At 35.8% G+C, this 13,795-nt stretch carries 16 protein-coding genes and 1 other RNA gene; 14 read left to right on the forward strand and 3 right to left on the reverse strand.

Annotated features, from left to right (window positions below; translation table 11 throughout):
- Nucleotides 1–275 precede the first annotated feature (275 nt).
- Both NSQ40_RS08300 and NSQ40_RS08305 read left to right on the forward strand, forming a co-directional pair.
- Nucleotides 276–518, forward strand: coding sequence for a hypothetical protein (locus NSQ40_RS08300; RefSeq protein WP_003206610.1), 243 nt, complete (start codon nt 276–278; stop codon nt 516–518).
- Between the two features lie 33 nt (nt 519–551).
- Nucleotides 552–878 carry a YppE family protein gene (locus NSQ40_RS08305; RefSeq protein ID WP_006094321.1) on the forward strand — a complete coding sequence of 109 codons (327 nt, stop codon included), beginning with the start codon at nt 552–554 and terminating at the stop codon, nt 876–878.
- Between the two features lie 23 nt (nt 879–901).
- Here NSQ40_RS08305 and NSQ40_RS08310 read toward each other — a convergent pair whose 3' ends face one another.
- On the reverse strand, nt 902–1,093 hold the full coding sequence (locus NSQ40_RS08310; protein ID WP_006094322.1) for a YppF family protein: 192 nt from the start codon (nt 1,091–1,093) through the stop codon (nt 902–904).
- 175 nt (nt 1,094–1,268) lie between these two features.
- On the opposite strand from NSQ40_RS08310, the gene NSQ40_RS08315 reads away from it, so the two are divergent.
- The 11 genes from NSQ40_RS08315 to NSQ40_RS08365 all read left to right on the forward strand — a co-directional run bounded on the left by NSQ40_RS08315 (nt 1,269) and on the right by NSQ40_RS08365 (nt 10,352).
- Nucleotides 1,269–1,733: a YppG family protein gene (locus tag NSQ40_RS08315; RefSeq protein WP_018764297.1), complete on the forward strand. Its 465-nt coding sequence runs from the start codon at nt 1,269–1,271 to the stop codon at nt 1,731–1,733.
- A gap of 151 nt (nt 1,734–1,884) precedes the next feature.
- Nucleotides 1,885–2,310 carry a spore coat protein gene (locus NSQ40_RS08320; RefSeq protein WP_258248228.1) on the forward strand — a complete coding sequence of 142 codons (426 nt, stop codon included), beginning with the start codon at nt 1,885–1,887 and terminating at the stop codon, nt 2,308–2,310.
- A 56-nt stretch (nt 2,311–2,366) separates the two neighbouring features.
- The gene (locus NSQ40_RS08325; RefSeq protein WP_003196406.1) at nt 2,367–2,921 is read left to right on the forward strand and encodes a DUF1273 domain-containing protein; all 555 of its coding nucleotides are present in this window, start codon (nt 2,367–2,369) and stop codon (nt 2,919–2,921) included.
- 97 nt (nt 2,922–3,018) lie between these two features.
- Nucleotides 3,019–3,354 carry a cell division regulator GpsB gene (gene gpsB / locus NSQ40_RS08330; protein ID WP_016114126.1) on the forward strand — a complete coding sequence of 112 codons (336 nt, stop codon included), beginning with the start codon at nt 3,019–3,021 and terminating at the stop codon, nt 3,352–3,354.
- Between the two features lie 87 nt (nt 3,355–3,441).
- Nucleotides 3,442–3,833, forward strand: an RNA gene (gene rnpB / locus NSQ40_RS08335) — RNase P RNA component class B.
- Nucleotides 3,834–4,013: 180 nt separating this feature from the next.
- Nucleotides 4,014–5,153, forward strand: coding sequence for a THUMP domain-containing class I SAM-dependent RNA methyltransferase (locus tag NSQ40_RS08340; RefSeq protein ID WP_018764299.1), 1,140 nt, complete (start codon nt 4,014–4,016; stop codon nt 5,151–5,153).
- A gap of 62 nt (nt 5,154–5,215) precedes the next feature.
- Nucleotides 5,216–5,401 (forward strand): DUF3921 domain-containing protein, encoded by a 186-nt coding sequence (locus NSQ40_RS08345; RefSeq protein WP_003196411.1) that lies wholly within the window; start codon nt 5,216–5,218, stop codon nt 5,399–5,401.
- A 133-nt stretch (nt 5,402–5,534) separates the two neighbouring features.
- A complete protein-coding gene (locus tag NSQ40_RS08350; RefSeq protein WP_003196413.1) occupies nt 5,535–7,472 on the forward strand; it encodes an ATP-dependent DNA helicase in 1,938 nt (645 codons plus the stop codon).
- Nucleotides 7,473–7,619: 147 nt separating this feature from the next.
- Nucleotides 7,620–9,137 (forward strand): carboxypeptidase M32, encoded by a 1,518-nt coding sequence (locus NSQ40_RS08355; protein ID WP_098100759.1) that lies wholly within the window; start codon nt 7,620–7,622, stop codon nt 9,135–9,137.
- An 84-nt stretch (nt 9,138–9,221) separates the two neighbouring features.
- Complete coding sequence (locus tag NSQ40_RS08360) at nt 9,222–9,701, forward strand: GNAT family N-acetyltransferase (RefSeq protein ID WP_003206633.1); 480 nt, start codon at nt 9,222–9,224, stop codon at nt 9,699–9,701.
- A 93-nt stretch (nt 9,702–9,794) separates the two neighbouring features.
- The gene (locus NSQ40_RS08365) at nt 9,795–10,352 is read left to right on the forward strand and encodes an SMI1/KNR4 family protein (RefSeq protein ID WP_033798090.1); all 558 of its coding nucleotides are present in this window, start codon (nt 9,795–9,797) and stop codon (nt 10,350–10,352) included.
- A 90-nt stretch (nt 10,353–10,442) separates the two neighbouring features.
- Here the strand turns inward: NSQ40_RS08365 and NSQ40_RS08370 are convergent, their stop codons facing one another.
- Complete coding sequence (locus NSQ40_RS08370) at nt 10,443–12,092, reverse strand: b(o/a)3-type cytochrome-c oxidase subunit 1 (RefSeq protein WP_258248229.1); 1,650 nt, start codon at nt 12,090–12,092, stop codon at nt 10,443–10,445.
- The gene (locus tag NSQ40_RS08375; RefSeq protein ID WP_003196423.1) at nt 12,089–12,562 is read right to left on the reverse strand and encodes a cytochrome c oxidase subunit II; all 474 of its coding nucleotides are present in this window, start codon (nt 12,560–12,562) and stop codon (nt 12,089–12,091) included. The genes NSQ40_RS08370 and NSQ40_RS08375 overlap by 4 nt, the downstream gene beginning before the upstream one ends.
- 439 nt (nt 12,563–13,001) lie before the next feature.
- Between NSQ40_RS08375 and NSQ40_RS08385 the strand changes: the two genes are divergently transcribed.
- Nucleotides 13,002–13,748, forward strand: coding sequence for a type I methionyl aminopeptidase (locus NSQ40_RS08385; protein WP_341286165.1), 747 nt, complete (start codon nt 13,002–13,004; stop codon nt 13,746–13,748).
- The last annotated feature ends 47 nt before the right edge of the window (nt 13,749–13,795 follow it).

A 13,795-nucleotide genomic window follows, 5' to 3' on the forward strand; every position in this document is an offset into this window, starting at 1 on the left:
AAAGTTTTACTTTATGTAGCAGGAAAGTTCGGACCATCTAGCTTCGGATTTCCAGTTTCAGGTTTATTTTGCTGTGTGTTTTGTTTTTTCTTCTTCTCATTTTTATTTTTAGCCATGGTAAACACCTCCCTTTTGTATTGTTACCACTTCTATAAAACTCATACAAACCGATTTCTTTGCCGAATATCAACTAGTTTTGTCAGTCGTGCAGGAGTGGTAAGTGACCCGTCGAAATAACATGACAAAGGAAAAGCAAAGAAGGAGGCGTTTTATAAATGGCGATGGTTCAGAAGGAAAATGTAATGAAAAAAATGGATCAAATGTTAAGTGCTCTTGATTTGCTGGAAATGAATGTTTCACTTAGAGTTAATCATTCTTTAAAAGATAAACGTGAAGATATATGTAATCGAGGAGAAATAACAGAAATGCACATTCAACATATGGAGGATAAATTATTACATCACGAAGAAAAAGGAAGTTGGCTTCAAACGTTTCAAAACGTCATAGTAAGTGCATAAGAGGGTGGAAATAAATTGGATTATGGAAAATTAATGCAGTCTTCAATAAAATTAATACAGTACAATGATGAAACGATTATAAAAAAAAGAGAAGAGAAAGAATTTGATTTTTATCAAGATATGAAGCCTTTTGTGGATATGGTTGATCAAGAGTTAGAAGTGTGGAAAGAATTAGCTTATCAATGGATAAAACATGAAAAGCCTAAGTATATACATGTGCAACAAATTGACCAAGTGTATGAGAATTTACAAAATAATGCACTGCAATGTTTTGTAAATAAGGGAAAAGGTAAGCGGTTTTATGAAACACATCAGGCGATTTTATACACGTTGCAGAATATAATAGAACAATGTAAGTGACAAGAGGGAAAACCCTCTTGTTTTTATGATTCTACAGTTGTATGTGTGGGCTTCGCCCCATTTATTTCTAATTCACGTATTAATACTCGGTATTCTGAGATACAGATTTTTCCTTCTAAATAGTGATGTCTAGCAAAATCAAGCAACTCATTCATATCCTCTGTAGAGTACCCCTTTTTTTGAGCGAAAGCTTGTTTTAAATCCCCTAATATCATGTTGATTCCTCCCCAATGAGAATCTTCTTCTTCATTATCATAACATGAAAAGGCTTACTTTCTTATTTTTTTAAAAATTTAAACTTCCGACAAAAATAGACATTTATAAGGTTACACATTTTATTTTATAGGTACATATTCTATATGTAGAAACTTAGTTAAAGGGGGAGAATGCATGTTTCAGCAATCTAATGTATACCAACACATCAATTCGTATACACAACCGGATTTTTATCAATATAATGAAGATCCATATTTACGCTATAATATGCACCCATTTGCACCTTATTATGGAAATCAAGCGAATTATTATCAGCCATTTGAAGTATCCTTTATGAATCAGCAACCACAGTCCTATATGAATCAACAATCTTATGTACCACAGCAACCACAATCCTTTATGAATCAGCCATCAATGTTTTACCCACCGAAACAGCCTTTTCAACCGTATCCAACGATGAATAAACAAAAGCAACAGCAGCAGCCAAGTCAATTTTCTAGTTTCGTATCTCAATTTAAGACGTCAGATGGTAACTATGATGTGAATAAAATGATGAATACAGCAGGCCAAATGATGAATGCTATGAATCAAGTCACTGGGATTGTAAAACAAGTTGGCGGCTTTTTTGCTAAAGGATGATAGTTGCGTGTCCAAGTTATCATATTTAAATGGCTATTATATAGACAAATTTCCATTAAATAAATGGGTATATATAACAAGCGGCTTTTATCCCTTTCTCATATTGTAAAGTGTAGTCAGATTTTTTAATGAGAGAGGAGAGAAAAAAACTATGTATCATTGTCATCCTTGTTTTGGAGGACATAAACCTGTAGGACCTATTTGCACTACACCTCCTGTCGTTCATCCAACAAAGCAATGTGTAACGAACACTTTTTCCACAACGGTGGTACCACATATTCACCCAACTCATACAACACATGTTCATCATCAACAAGTTAAAAATCAACATTTCTTCCCGCAAACAGTTTCAAATGTGAATGTTGTAGAACCTGTTGCTCCAGGATTCGGCGGACCTGGAGTTGGAGGATTCGGCGGACCTGGAGTTGGAGGATTCGGCGGACCTGGAGTTGGAGGATTCGGTGGACCGTGTGGCCATGGGCATCATGTATCTCCATACGGACCAGGACCAAATGTAGGACCACAAGTATCTCCATACGGACCAGGACCAAATGTAGGTGGAATGTTTAAAAAGTAAATGTTATGTTAGAACTAGCAAAATGCTAGTTCTTTTCTTTTTATTGGAGTGTTGATATGAAAGTTGTTGCGGTAACAGGATATAAACCATTTGAACTTGGGATATTTAAGGATGATCATCCAGGCGTTATTTGTATAAAAAAAGCATTGCATCGTAAGTTACTGGCTTTTATAGAAGAAGGGTTGGAATGGGTTATTATTAGTGGGCAGTTAGGAGTAGAGTTATGGGCTGCTGAAGTTGTTTTTGACTTGCAGCTAGAATATCCTAATTTAAAGCTTGCTGTGTTTACTCCTTTTTTAGAACAAGAGGAAAATTGGAAAGAGGGAAATCGAGAACTGTATGAGTTTATTCTAGGGCAAGCAGATCATGTTGATAGTATTACGAAAAGAAAATATGAAAGTCCTGAGCAATTTCGATTAAAAAATCAATTTTTTATTGAAAAAAGTAATGCACTTTTGGCAGTGTATGATGAAGAAAAACCAGGAAGTCCTAAATACATAGTAGAAGCAGCAAAGAAAAAAGGCGAAATAGAAAATTATCACAGTTATTTCATTCTTTTTTCTGATTTACAAGATATAATAGAAGAGGAACAGTGGGATAATGCCGAGTAATATGTAATATAGCTCATGTATATAGGATTGACAAAAGACATTGTTTCTGAAAAAATTTAGTTAATGAAAGTTTTGGTAAAAATTTGAGGTGAAGAAAATGATTTCGGATAAAATTAAATTAACAGCGAAAGATATTTTGGAAAAAGAATTTAAAACAGGTATGAGAGGTTACCAGCAAGAAGAAGTAGATAAGTTTCTTGATATGATTATTAAGGATTATGAGGCATTTCATAAGGAACTTGAGCAATTACAGCAACAAAATGTTCGTTTAAAACGTGAATTAGAAGAGCAAAAAGTAGCGGCAGTGCAAGTACCGCAACAACCAGCTCCAACACCGGTTGCACAACCTGTATACAACAATACGAACACGGATATTTTAAAGCGTTTATCTAATCTGGAAAAAGCTGTATTTGGAAGTAAGTTATACGAGTAATCTAGGGATAGAAAAAGATTAAAGCATTTTACATATAAAAAAGCATTGCAAAATCTTTTTGTTTCCACTATACTAATGTTTGTCATAACGTTTGGGTAATCGCTGCAACGCCAACGTTGTAGAGGAAAGTCCATGCTCGCACGACCTGAGATGGTTGTAGTGTTCGTGCCTAGCCAATTCATAAGCTAGGGTATTCTGGCTGTAAGGCTGGATTAACGGCAGGGAAAAAACCTAAGTCCTTTTGGATATGGTTTGACTACCTTTAAAGTGCCACAGTGACGAAGTCCTTGAAGAAATGATAGGAGTGGAACGAGGTAAACCCCACGAGCGAGAAACCCAAATAATGGTAGGGGAATCTTTTCCAAGGAAATGAACGATGGAAAAGGACAGGTTCGAGTAACCTGTAGATAGATGATTGCCACCGGAGTACGAGGCGTGGGCCGTTTGCAGTACAAAGGAACAGAACATGGCTTACAGAACGTTATGAACCAATTATGGAATGACTCAGCTCTCCTTTGTAAGAGGAGGGCTTTTTATTTGTATGAAGTTATAACTTGTGAGTTAAAATGGTAAATAAGAAAATACTTCGTAATATTTAATAATTAATAGAAGGAAAATCTATTAATTATTGTTTGATTATACATAAGAGGTGAATGCAAATGGGAAAAGTTACTTTAATTGCAACAGCAGCAATGGGAATTGAAGCTTTAGTTGCAAGAGAAGTTCGCGATCTTGGTTATGAATGCCAAGTAGAAAACGGAAAAGTAACGTTTGAAGCGGATGCAAAAGCGATTTGTCGCACTAATTTATGGTTACGCACTGCAGATCGTGTGAAAATTAAAGTTGGTGAATTTAAAGCAACAACATTCGATGAATTGTTTGAAAAAACAAAAGCATTGAACTGGGGAGATTACATTCCAGAAAATGGAGAGTTTCCTGTAATTGGGAAGTCTTTAAAATCAACATTATTTAGTGTTTCAGATTGTCAACGTATTGTGAAAAAGGCTGTTGTTGAGAAACTAAAGACAACATATAGACGTACAACTTGGTTTGAAGAAGATGGTCCTTTATTCCGTATCGAGATTGCGATGCTAAAAGATATTGCAACATTGACAATTGACGCGAGTGGCGTTGGTCTTCATAAACGTGGATACCGCCTTGACCAAGGGGAAGCGCCTTTGAAAGAAACATTAGCGGCATCTTTAATTAAACTTACAAATTGGAAGCCAGATCGTCCGTTTGTTGATCCGTTTTGTGGATCTGGAACAATTCCGATTGAGGCAGCTTTAATTGGTCAAAATATTGCTCCTGGTTTTAACCGTGAGTTTGCATCAGATGCATGGGGTTGGATTGGTAAAGAAAATTGGCGTGAGGCTCGTCAAGAAGTAGAAGATTTAGCGAATTATGATCAACCATTGCAAATTATTGGATCAGATATCGACCACCGTATGATAAGAGTTGCACAGGACAATGCTGATGAAGTTGGACTGGGTGACTTAATTTCATTTAAACAAATGCAAGTAAAAGATTTTACAACAAAAGAGGAATATGGCTATGTTGTAACGAATCCTCCATACGGAGAACGTTTAAGTGAAAAAGCGCTTGTTGAAAAATTATATAAAGAAATGGGAGAAGTATTCCGCCCATTAGATACGTGGTCACTGTATTTATTAACGAGCTATGAAGCGTTTGAAAAATGTTATGGAAAAGATGCATCGAAAAAGCGTAAACTATTTAACGGTTTTATTCGTACAGACTATTACCAGTACTTTGGTAAACGCCCACCTCGTAATTCATAGTATAAAACCTCTTTGACGCGCATATACTGGCTATTATGTAATGTGCAAAAGGAGGAATAAATATGGATGGTTTCCAATTGTCGATGATTCAAAAGGCCATTCATCGTACGTATGATGAGCTTGGAAAAGAAATTAATCTTCAGGGTGTAGTTGCAGATGAAATACAGAAAGCACAGGAAGAATATTTATCTGCATTATCATATGAGACATTGATTGATAAGCGTTACTTAAAGTCATTAATAGAGTGAAAAATTTTCCTTTATATAAAGGAAAATTTTTTTCGCTCATTTCTATGTATTGCAACAGGGGAAAGCAACTGCTATTTAGATATCGCAGTTGCTATATCTTTTTATAGAAAAACTTTTTGGTTGGAGGCTAAGGATGTTTACTGAGAAGAGATTACCATTTGAAGTAGGGAAACAAGATAATTTTTATGATAAGTTGAATGAGTGGATTGGAGATGTGTTTTACGATATCCTCCCAGAAAAAGGTTTTGAAGAACGCGATGAACAAATTTTTATGGCATTCCAATTAGAACGAGCGTTTCAAGAGAAGAAAGTTATGTTCGCAGAGGCGGGTGTAGGAACGGGAAAAACGATTGTGTATCTTTTATATGCAATTTGTTATGCGCGTTATACAGGAAAGCCAGCTATTATTGCTTGTGCAGACGAAACGCTAATCGAGCAGCTTGTGAAAGAAGAAGGGGACATTGCGAAATTATCAGAAGCATTAGGGTTATCTGTTGATGTACGTCTAGCGAAATCAATGGATAATTATTTATGTTTACGTAAACTTGAAGATGTAATGAGTGGACGAGCTCCAGAAGTAATTGAAGATCTATATTATGAATTACCTCAGTTTGTATTTGATCATGGAACAATGCAAAACTTTACGCATTACGGTGATCGAAAAGAGTTTCCATTATTAAATGACGAAGAATGGTCAAAGGTATCTTGGGATTATTTCCAAGACTGCTTCACATGTGATTCTCGTCACCGTTGTGGTCAAACGCTCTCTCGTGAACATTACCGTAAAGCAGCAGATTTAATTATTTGCTCTCAAGATTTCTATATGGATCATATTTGGACATATGATGCTCGTAAACGCGAAGGGCAAATGCCGCTTTTACCAGAAAGCAGTTGCGTTGTTTTTGATGAAGGACACCTTGTGGAATACGCAGCGCAAAAAGCACTGACGTATCGATTAAAGCAAACGATGATGGAGCAACTCTTAACAAGATTATTACAAAATGATATTCGAGAAGAGTTTGCTCATTTAGTAGAAGAGACAATTTGGCAAACAGAGCGTTTCTTTGATGTATTAAGAGAAAGTAAAAAAGAAATTGCTGGATCAGATCGTTTAGAAATTACAGTAACAGAAAAAGTGATTACAGAAGCGAAACGACTTTATGCAAAAATTGCTGAAGTTGGTGATGCTCTTGTATTTGAAAGTGAAATGTATACAGTAAACACTTATGATTTAAATATCGTTGATGAGCATTTAGATGTACTGGAACATTCACTTCGTCTCTTTATGCATGAGAAAAATGTAATTACATGGGGAGAAGAAGGTGATGGTGCCTTTACGTTAGTTATTATGCCACGTGCGGTAGAAGAAGTGCTACAGGAGAAAGTATTCTCGAAAAAGATTCCGTATATCTTCTCTTCTGCTACATTATCTGAAAATGATTCATTCGCATTTACAGCAAATAGTTTAGGGGTAAAAGATTATTTATCATTCTCAGTAGCTTCTCCATTTGATTATGAAGAGCAAATGAAAGTATACTTACCATCGTATAACCAGGAAAATGAATGGGAACGAAAATGTCAGTATACGCTTGAGAACATTCAAAAAACAAATGGGCGTACGCTTGTATTATTCCGCACAACACAAGAACTTGCGGCGTTCAAAGAATATGTGAATAAAGAACAAATGTCTGTTCCGTTCTTATATGAAGGAGATCAAGAGATTAGTCAGCTTGTTTCCCGCTTCCAAAATGAACAAGAGACTGTGCTTTGCGCTGTTCATTTATGGGAAGGTTTAGATATTCCGGGTTCTTCACTATCACATGTCATTATTTGGTCGCTACCATTCCCTCCAAACGATCCTGTGTTTGAAGCGAAACGTAAGCATGTTAATGATCCGTTTTGGGATGTAGATGTACCATATATGATTTTACGTCTTCGTCAAGGAATTGGACGTTTAATTCGTACGAGCGAAGATAAAGGTGCTATTTCGTTATTCTTATCAGAGAATGAAAATGAAAAGGTTATTGAGGCTGTAAAGAAAGTACTTCCAGTAGAAGGTACGGTACTATAAAGTGAAACTGTAATCAGTAGCGGTTTTCTGCACCCCTCACCAATGGAAAAAGCTTAGCGTTTGCTAAGCTTTTTCTTTCTATATGGAAAAGGACTTTATATCTTTATGTCGAAATATAGGTGAGGTAGAAAAAGGAGGCAATAAAATATGACAATCGCTACATATGAAGTAGAAAAAGAGTTTTTAGCACACGTGAAAAAGATAAATAATTATGGGGAAGCATTAAGCCTAATATTTTGGGATTTACGTACAGGAGCACCGAAACAAGGTGTGGATCAACGCTCTGAGGTAATAGGAATGCTTTCATCAGAGGTATTTTCATTATCAACTACTGATGAGATGGAAAGATATTTAAAAGAATTAGAACAGCTAATAGTAGATAATAAAATTTCCGAAACAACAAAGAAAATTGTAGAAGAGTGCCGCAAAGCGTATGATCGAAATAAAAAAATTCCACAGGCCGAGTATGAAGAGTTTGTTAAATTGCAAGCAAAATCGGAAAGTGTTTGGGGAGAAGCACGTGAAAAATCTGATTTTGAAATGTTCCGACCATACTTAGAAAAAATTGTTGAATATAAGAAAAAATTTATTACATATTGGGGTTATGAAACTTATAAGTATAATACGCTTTTAGATATGTATGAGCCAGGTATGACAGTAGAAGTGTTAGATCATGTATTTGGACAACTACGTGAGCGTATTGTTCCACTTGTAAAAGATATTGGTGAATCAAATAAAGAATTAAAAACAAATGTCTTATTTGAACATTTTTCAAAAGAACAACAAAAGAATTTTACTTTAGAGTTACTAACGCAATTAAATTATAATTTCGAGGCTGGCCGTCTTGATGAAACGATACATCCTTTTGAAATTACATTAAATAGAGGGGATGTTCGCATTACAACTCGTTATGATGAGAATGACTTCCGCATGGCAGTTTTCGGAACAATTCATGAATGTGGACATGCTGTATATGAACAAAATATTTCAGAAGAATTAGAAGGAACACCGCTTTGCAGTGGTACATCGATGGGAATTCATGAATCGCAATCGCTATTCTTTGAAAACTTTATTGGACGTAATAAATCGTTCTGGAAGAAAAATTATGATATATTGAAACAATTTAGTGATGGGCAATTTGAAAACGTATCTGTAAATGAATTCTATGATGCGATTAATGAATCAAAGCCTTCCTTTATACGTATTGAGGCAGATGAACTTACATATCCGCTTCACGTTATGGTTCGTTATGAACTGGAGAAAGAATTATTTGATGGAACATTAGAAGTAAAAGACTTGCCGGCAGCATGGAATGACAAGATGGAGAGTTATTTAGGTATCCGTCCAGAAACGGATGCACAGGGTGTGCTACAAGATGTACATTGGTCAGATGGATCTTTTGGATATTTTCCATCTTACGCACTTGGTTATATGTATGCAGCGCAATTTAAACATAAGATGTTAGAGGAAATTCCAAACTTCGATGCATTGCTAGAAGAAGGAAATGTGACACCAATTCGTGAATGGTTAACAAGAAATATTCACCAATATGGTAAAACGAAAAAACCATTACAAATATTAGAGGATATAACAGGTGAAGGGTTAAATGCAAATTATTTAGCGGATTATTTAGAAGCGAAATATAAAGAGATTTATGAGTTATAAAAAGAAAAGGAGCTGCTTTAATGCAGCTCCTTTTTATGAATTAACATTTTACTGTATATGTGCGTTGCTTAAGGAGGAAGAGAAGTGAATTATACTTTTGAAGTGATGACACAAGAGCAAGCAGAAGAAATTGCGTTTAAATGGCACTATGAGGATAAGTATTCTTTTTATGATATGGAAGCCGATCAAGAAGATTTAGTGGAGTTTTTAGATCCTAAAATACGCGGAGAAACGACTTTTGCTGTTAGTGAGAATAATAGGCTTGTTGGATTTTTTAGTTTTAATAAAGTAGATATACATACAGTGGATATTGGACTTGGAATGAAACCAAACCTGACTGGAAATGGATTAGGTTTGGTATTTATAAAGGCAGGTCTGGTTTTTTGTGAAAAAAAATATCAACCTAAGTATATAACGTTATCAGTGGCAACATTTAATCAAAGGGCAATTAATGTTTATAAGAAAGCAGGTTTTGAAGCAGTTGGAGCTTTTATTCAAGAGACAAATGGAAGTCGCTTTGAATTTTTGAAAATGATGTATGTGACTTTATGTCCATCAAGATAAAATAGTTTTGAAACGATTTGCTTAGTAGTGATTTATGTTTTTTTATGGATTCTATCGTATATAAAAAATACATTTTTTTGAAATTTAGGGGGGATGAAAGTGGGTTGTTTTGATAATTTTGATTTTAATAACTTTTGGGATGACAGCGAATATGCAAGAGATGAATATATTTCTGAATATCCTACAGATGAAATGATTTCTAAACTAGAAAATGAATTAGGGTATAAGCTACCTGAATCTTATATTTGGTTAATGAAGAAGCATAATGGGGGAATTCCAATAAACGATTGTTTTCCTACAGATATTCCTACAAGTTGGGCAGAGGATCATGTTGCTATAACTGGTATTTATGGTATTGGATATAAAAAAAGTTCTTCATTAGGTGGAGAATTTGGTAGTGAATTTTGGATTGAAGAATGGGGATATCCTGAAATAGGAGTAGCTATTTGTGATTGTCCCTCGGCTGGACACGATATGATATTTCTTGATTATAGGGAGTGCGGCCCGAAAGGAGAGCCTTGTGTTGTACATATCGATCAAGAATATGATTATAAAATTACATGGTTAGCAAAAGACTTTGAGAGTCTTATTAGAGGGCTTGTAAATGGGGAAGTCTATGATGATAGCGAACAAATTAAGGAAGAATATTAAGAAAAGGAATATACTTATTAAGCCTGCAGGTACATGATTAAATAGCTATTCTCGAAATAAAGCAGAGGGGATATCCCCTCTGCTTTTCACTTACCATAATTTAAACCCTTTTGAACCGGGCGGAGCATTTTGAATCATATCGATAAACGGAATGGTATAAGCGAATAAAATGAGTAGAGCTGTAATGCAAATCCAAAGCTTCCAATTATCGAAAACCATCGGTGTCCGTTCAGATGCATCAGCTACTTCACCAATTGGGAATTCCGTTTGTCCTTTTGGAGCGAAGAAGACAAGATCCACATAAATAATAATTACGATAACAATGCCAACGAATAAAATGGCGCCTCCGACTGCTTGCGCAATTTGATATGGAATCCATTCAAGTGCTTGCTGCGAATTTCCATATGTAGAAAAAGCAGAACGCCGAGGTGCTCCGAGTAACCCGGAAAAGTGCATACCAGCAGACATGAAGAACATACCGATAGCCCACACGCAAGTTTGAATCATGGCAAGCCGGTTCATTTCCTTTGTCATGACGCGTCCTGTTAGATGTGGAATTAACCAATAGGCGATTCCGAAAAATGTTAATACAACAGATGTTGCTAATGTTAAGTGGAAATGCCCAGTTATCCATACAGTATTATGAACGACCTGGTTTAGTTGGTTACTTGCATTGACAAGTCCACCAGCACCAGCTGGAATAAACATTAACATACCGACGAATGGAGCGAAAAATCTAGCATCTCCCCATGGGAGCATTCGAAGCCATCCGAATAGTCCAGTAGCTCCTTTTGAACGCCCAAACTGTTCAAAGGTTGCAAATAAAGAGAAGGCGGTCATTAAAGATGGAATGACAACCATAAACGTTAAGACAACTTGTAAGTATTTCCACCCAGGGTCAATACCTGGTTCTGTTAATTGGTGGTGGAATCCTACAGGCATAGAAAATAGTAAAAATAAGATGAATGACAAACGAGCTAGTGAGTCACTGAAAATTTTACCGCCAATAATTTTCGGTATAATGACATACCAAGCCATATAGGCAGGAAGGAGCCAAAAATAAACGAGCGGATGACCGAAGTACCAAAATAGTGTTCGGCTGACCAGGACGTCAATTTTATCAATAAAGCCTAGGCTCCATGGAATAAATTGAATAAGTGCTGCTGCCGCTACACCAAGTGTTGCAACAAGCCATAGTGCCATTGTCACAACAGCCATAAAGCTTAACAGAGGACCTATTTTTCCTTTGTTATGTTTTTTCCATGTACGATACTGAGCAAACATTGCAAATCCGCTGAACCAACTTCCGACAATAACAAGGGTAAGGCCAATGTAAAATCCAGGATGTGCTTTTAATGGAGCATAGAACGTATAGAGTACAGTAGCTTTATTGAGTAGGATAAAAATTGCAGTAATTGTTGTTCCAATTGTCATAAGCCAAAAACCAATCCAGCCTGTTTGTCGGGCACCTTTTGAGAGGACACCAGTTGTTTTACTCATACAAGCAAATAAGAAACCGATAATAAAGAACGTTGTTAAGACGAGCCCGAGTAAAACACCGTGTGTTGTTAACACTTGATAATAACCAATACCAGCAGGTAAATTGAATTTTCCTGAACGGACAAGAACTTGTAGTAATCCGCATAACCCACCTAAAAACAGGGCGATAAATGCGATGTGAATATGAGCCATTGCTAATTTTGCATCTCGTTTGCTTATTTTATCCTGCAGTGCAATCATTTGTCGGTCACCTCTACTTTCGCGCTCATCATATGATGGCCAGTACCACAATATTCATTACAGACAATTAAATACTCTCCAGATTTTTTGAAAACTTGTGAAGCGGTACTTACATATCCAGGTTCAATCATCATGTTGACATTTGTCCCTGCGATTTCAAAACCATGTACAACATCTTTTGTTGCAACGACAAAATCTACTTTTGCACCTTTTGGTACTTTAATTGTATTTGGTGTAAAAGAAAAAGCTTGTGAGACAATCGTCACTTGATAATGATTTTTTCCAACTTGTTTAACGCCGGGTTGATCAAATGGTGCGGTCGCTTGAACCTTTTCTGGGTCAATTGTAGTTAAACAACTCGGTGGTTTGTTACCCATATAAAAAGCACTAATCCCTAAAACAGCCAAAAATACGAACAGTGAGCCGACACCGAAAATGAGCCAAATTTTTTCGTATTTATGTAAGTGCATATCTCCATCTCCCTTTTCAGAACTATATCTTATAGCCGATTAACAAAAATTTGATAGACGCTAAACCACGTGAAAATAATGAAAAAACCAATAAAAAAAACAGAGATTAAAGTTCCTTTTAACGAACTTTTTTGAGTGTTTTCAGTTTCTGTCTGATGTACATTATGTTCCCCCATGATACCCCTCCTTGGATAAATGAAATCTTACATTTTTATAATACAAAAAATTTAGATAATTTCATCACGTCCGAATGTGCTTTCAAAAAGTGTTCATTGATACAATAAAAACTATGTCTATGATGAGAACTTATAAAGTCGCGGATTCTTACAAGTTTTGGAATGTTAATTTGTGAAAAAAATGTGAAATGAATGCTCTTTTGAAATTGTTGAGGAGGATGTGTATGATTGAATTTGGAAAGCTTTTATCGAGGGGAGATTTCATGAGTACAATAAAAACGAAAAAAGAAATAAATTTGATGCGCGAATCGGGAAATTTACTAGCTTCGTGTCATCAAGAAATTGCGAAAATAATAAAACCAGGTATCACGACATTGGAAATTAATACATTTGTTGAAACGTATTTAGAAAAGAATGGTGCGACACCTGAACAAAAAGGATATAACAATTATCCATATGCAATATGTGCATCTGTGAATGATGAAATGTGTCATGGTTTTCCGACTACTCACCCATTAAAGGGAGGTGATATTGTTACGATTGACATGGTAGTGAACTTAAATGGTGCTCTTGCTGATTCTGCATGGACTCATAAAATAGGGGATATTTCTAATGAAGCAGAAAAGTTATTACTAGTAACGGAAAATGCTTTATATAAAGGAATTGAGCAAGCGATAATCGGAAATCGTGTAGGTGATATTGGATATGCGATTGAAAGTTATGTAGCTTCGGAAGGGTTTTCTGTCGCAAGGGATTTTACAGGGCATGGAATTGGTAAAGAAATCCATGAAGAACCAGCAATTTTTCATTTTGGAAAGTCAGCTCAAGGATCAGAATTACAAGAAGGAATGGTAATAACGATCGAACCGATTGTAAATGTAGGTATGCGATATTCAAAAGTAGATTTAAATGGATGGACTGCACGGACGATGGATGGAAAATTGGCAGCGCAATACGAGCACACGATAGCAATTACAAAGGATGGACCAGTTATTTTAACGAGTCTCTAGTAGAAGAATACAAAATGTAAGAGGTTTCAAAACTCGAACGAAAAAGA

The sequence above is a fragment of the Bacillus sp. FSL K6-6038 genome, from assembly GCF_038050455.1.
Classification (GTDB): Bacteria; Bacillota; Bacilli; order Bacillales; family Bacillaceae_G; genus Bacillus_A; species Bacillus_A pseudomycoides.

Bases quoted from the DNA above. Each gene is read 5' to 3' on its own strand.
- NSQ40_RS08370 (WP_258248229.1), bottom strand. From the start codon at position 12,092: ATGATTGCACTGCAGGATAAAATAAGCAAACGAGATGCAAAATTAGCA.
- NSQ40_RS08365 (WP_033798090.1), top strand. From the start codon at position 9,795: ATGAAAGTGGGTTGTTTTGATAATTTTGATTTTAATAACTTTTGGGAT.
- NSQ40_RS08310 (WP_006094322.1), bottom strand. From the start codon at position 1,093: ATGATATTAGGGGATTTAAAACAAGCTTTCGCTCAAAAAAAGGGGTAC.
- NSQ40_RS08350 (WP_003196413.1), top strand. From the start codon at position 5,535: ATGTTTACTGAGAAGAGATTACCATTTGAAGTAGGGAAACAAGATAAT.
- NSQ40_RS08355 (WP_098100759.1), top strand. From the start codon at position 7,620: ATGACAATCGCTACATATGAAGTAGAAAAAGAGTTTTTAGCACACGTG.
- NSQ40_RS08340 (WP_018764299.1), top strand. From the start codon at position 4,014: ATGGGAAAAGTTACTTTAATTGCAACAGCAGCAATGGGAATTGAAGCT.
- NSQ40_RS08325 (WP_003196406.1), top strand. From the start codon at position 2,367: ATGAAAGTTGTTGCGGTAACAGGATATAAACCATTTGAACTTGGGATA.
- NSQ40_RS08320 (WP_258248228.1), top strand. From the start codon at position 1,885: ATGTATCATTGTCATCCTTGTTTTGGAGGACATAAACCTGTAGGACCT.
- NSQ40_RS08305 (WP_006094321.1), top strand. From the start codon at position 552: ATGCAGTCTTCAATAAAATTAATACAGTACAATGATGAAACGATTATA.
- NSQ40_RS08315 (WP_018764297.1), top strand. From the start codon at position 1,269: ATGTTTCAGCAATCTAATGTATACCAACACATCAATTCGTATACACAA.
- NSQ40_RS08375 (WP_003196423.1), bottom strand. From the start codon at position 12,562: ATGCACTTACATAAATACGAAAAAATTTGGCTCATTTTCGGTGTCGGC.
- NSQ40_RS08345 (WP_003196411.1), top strand. From the start codon at position 5,216: ATGGATGGTTTCCAATTGTCGATGATTCAAAAGGCCATTCATCGTACG.
- gpsB (WP_016114126.1), top strand. From the start codon at position 3,019: ATGATTTCGGATAAAATTAAATTAACAGCGAAAGATATTTTGGAAAAA.
- NSQ40_RS08385 (WP_341286165.1), top strand. From the start codon at position 13,002: ATGAGTACAATAAAAACGAAAAAAGAAATAAATTTGATGCGCGAATCG.
- NSQ40_RS08300 (WP_003206610.1), top strand. From the start codon at position 276: ATGGCGATGGTTCAGAAGGAAAATGTAATGAAAAAAATGGATCAAATG.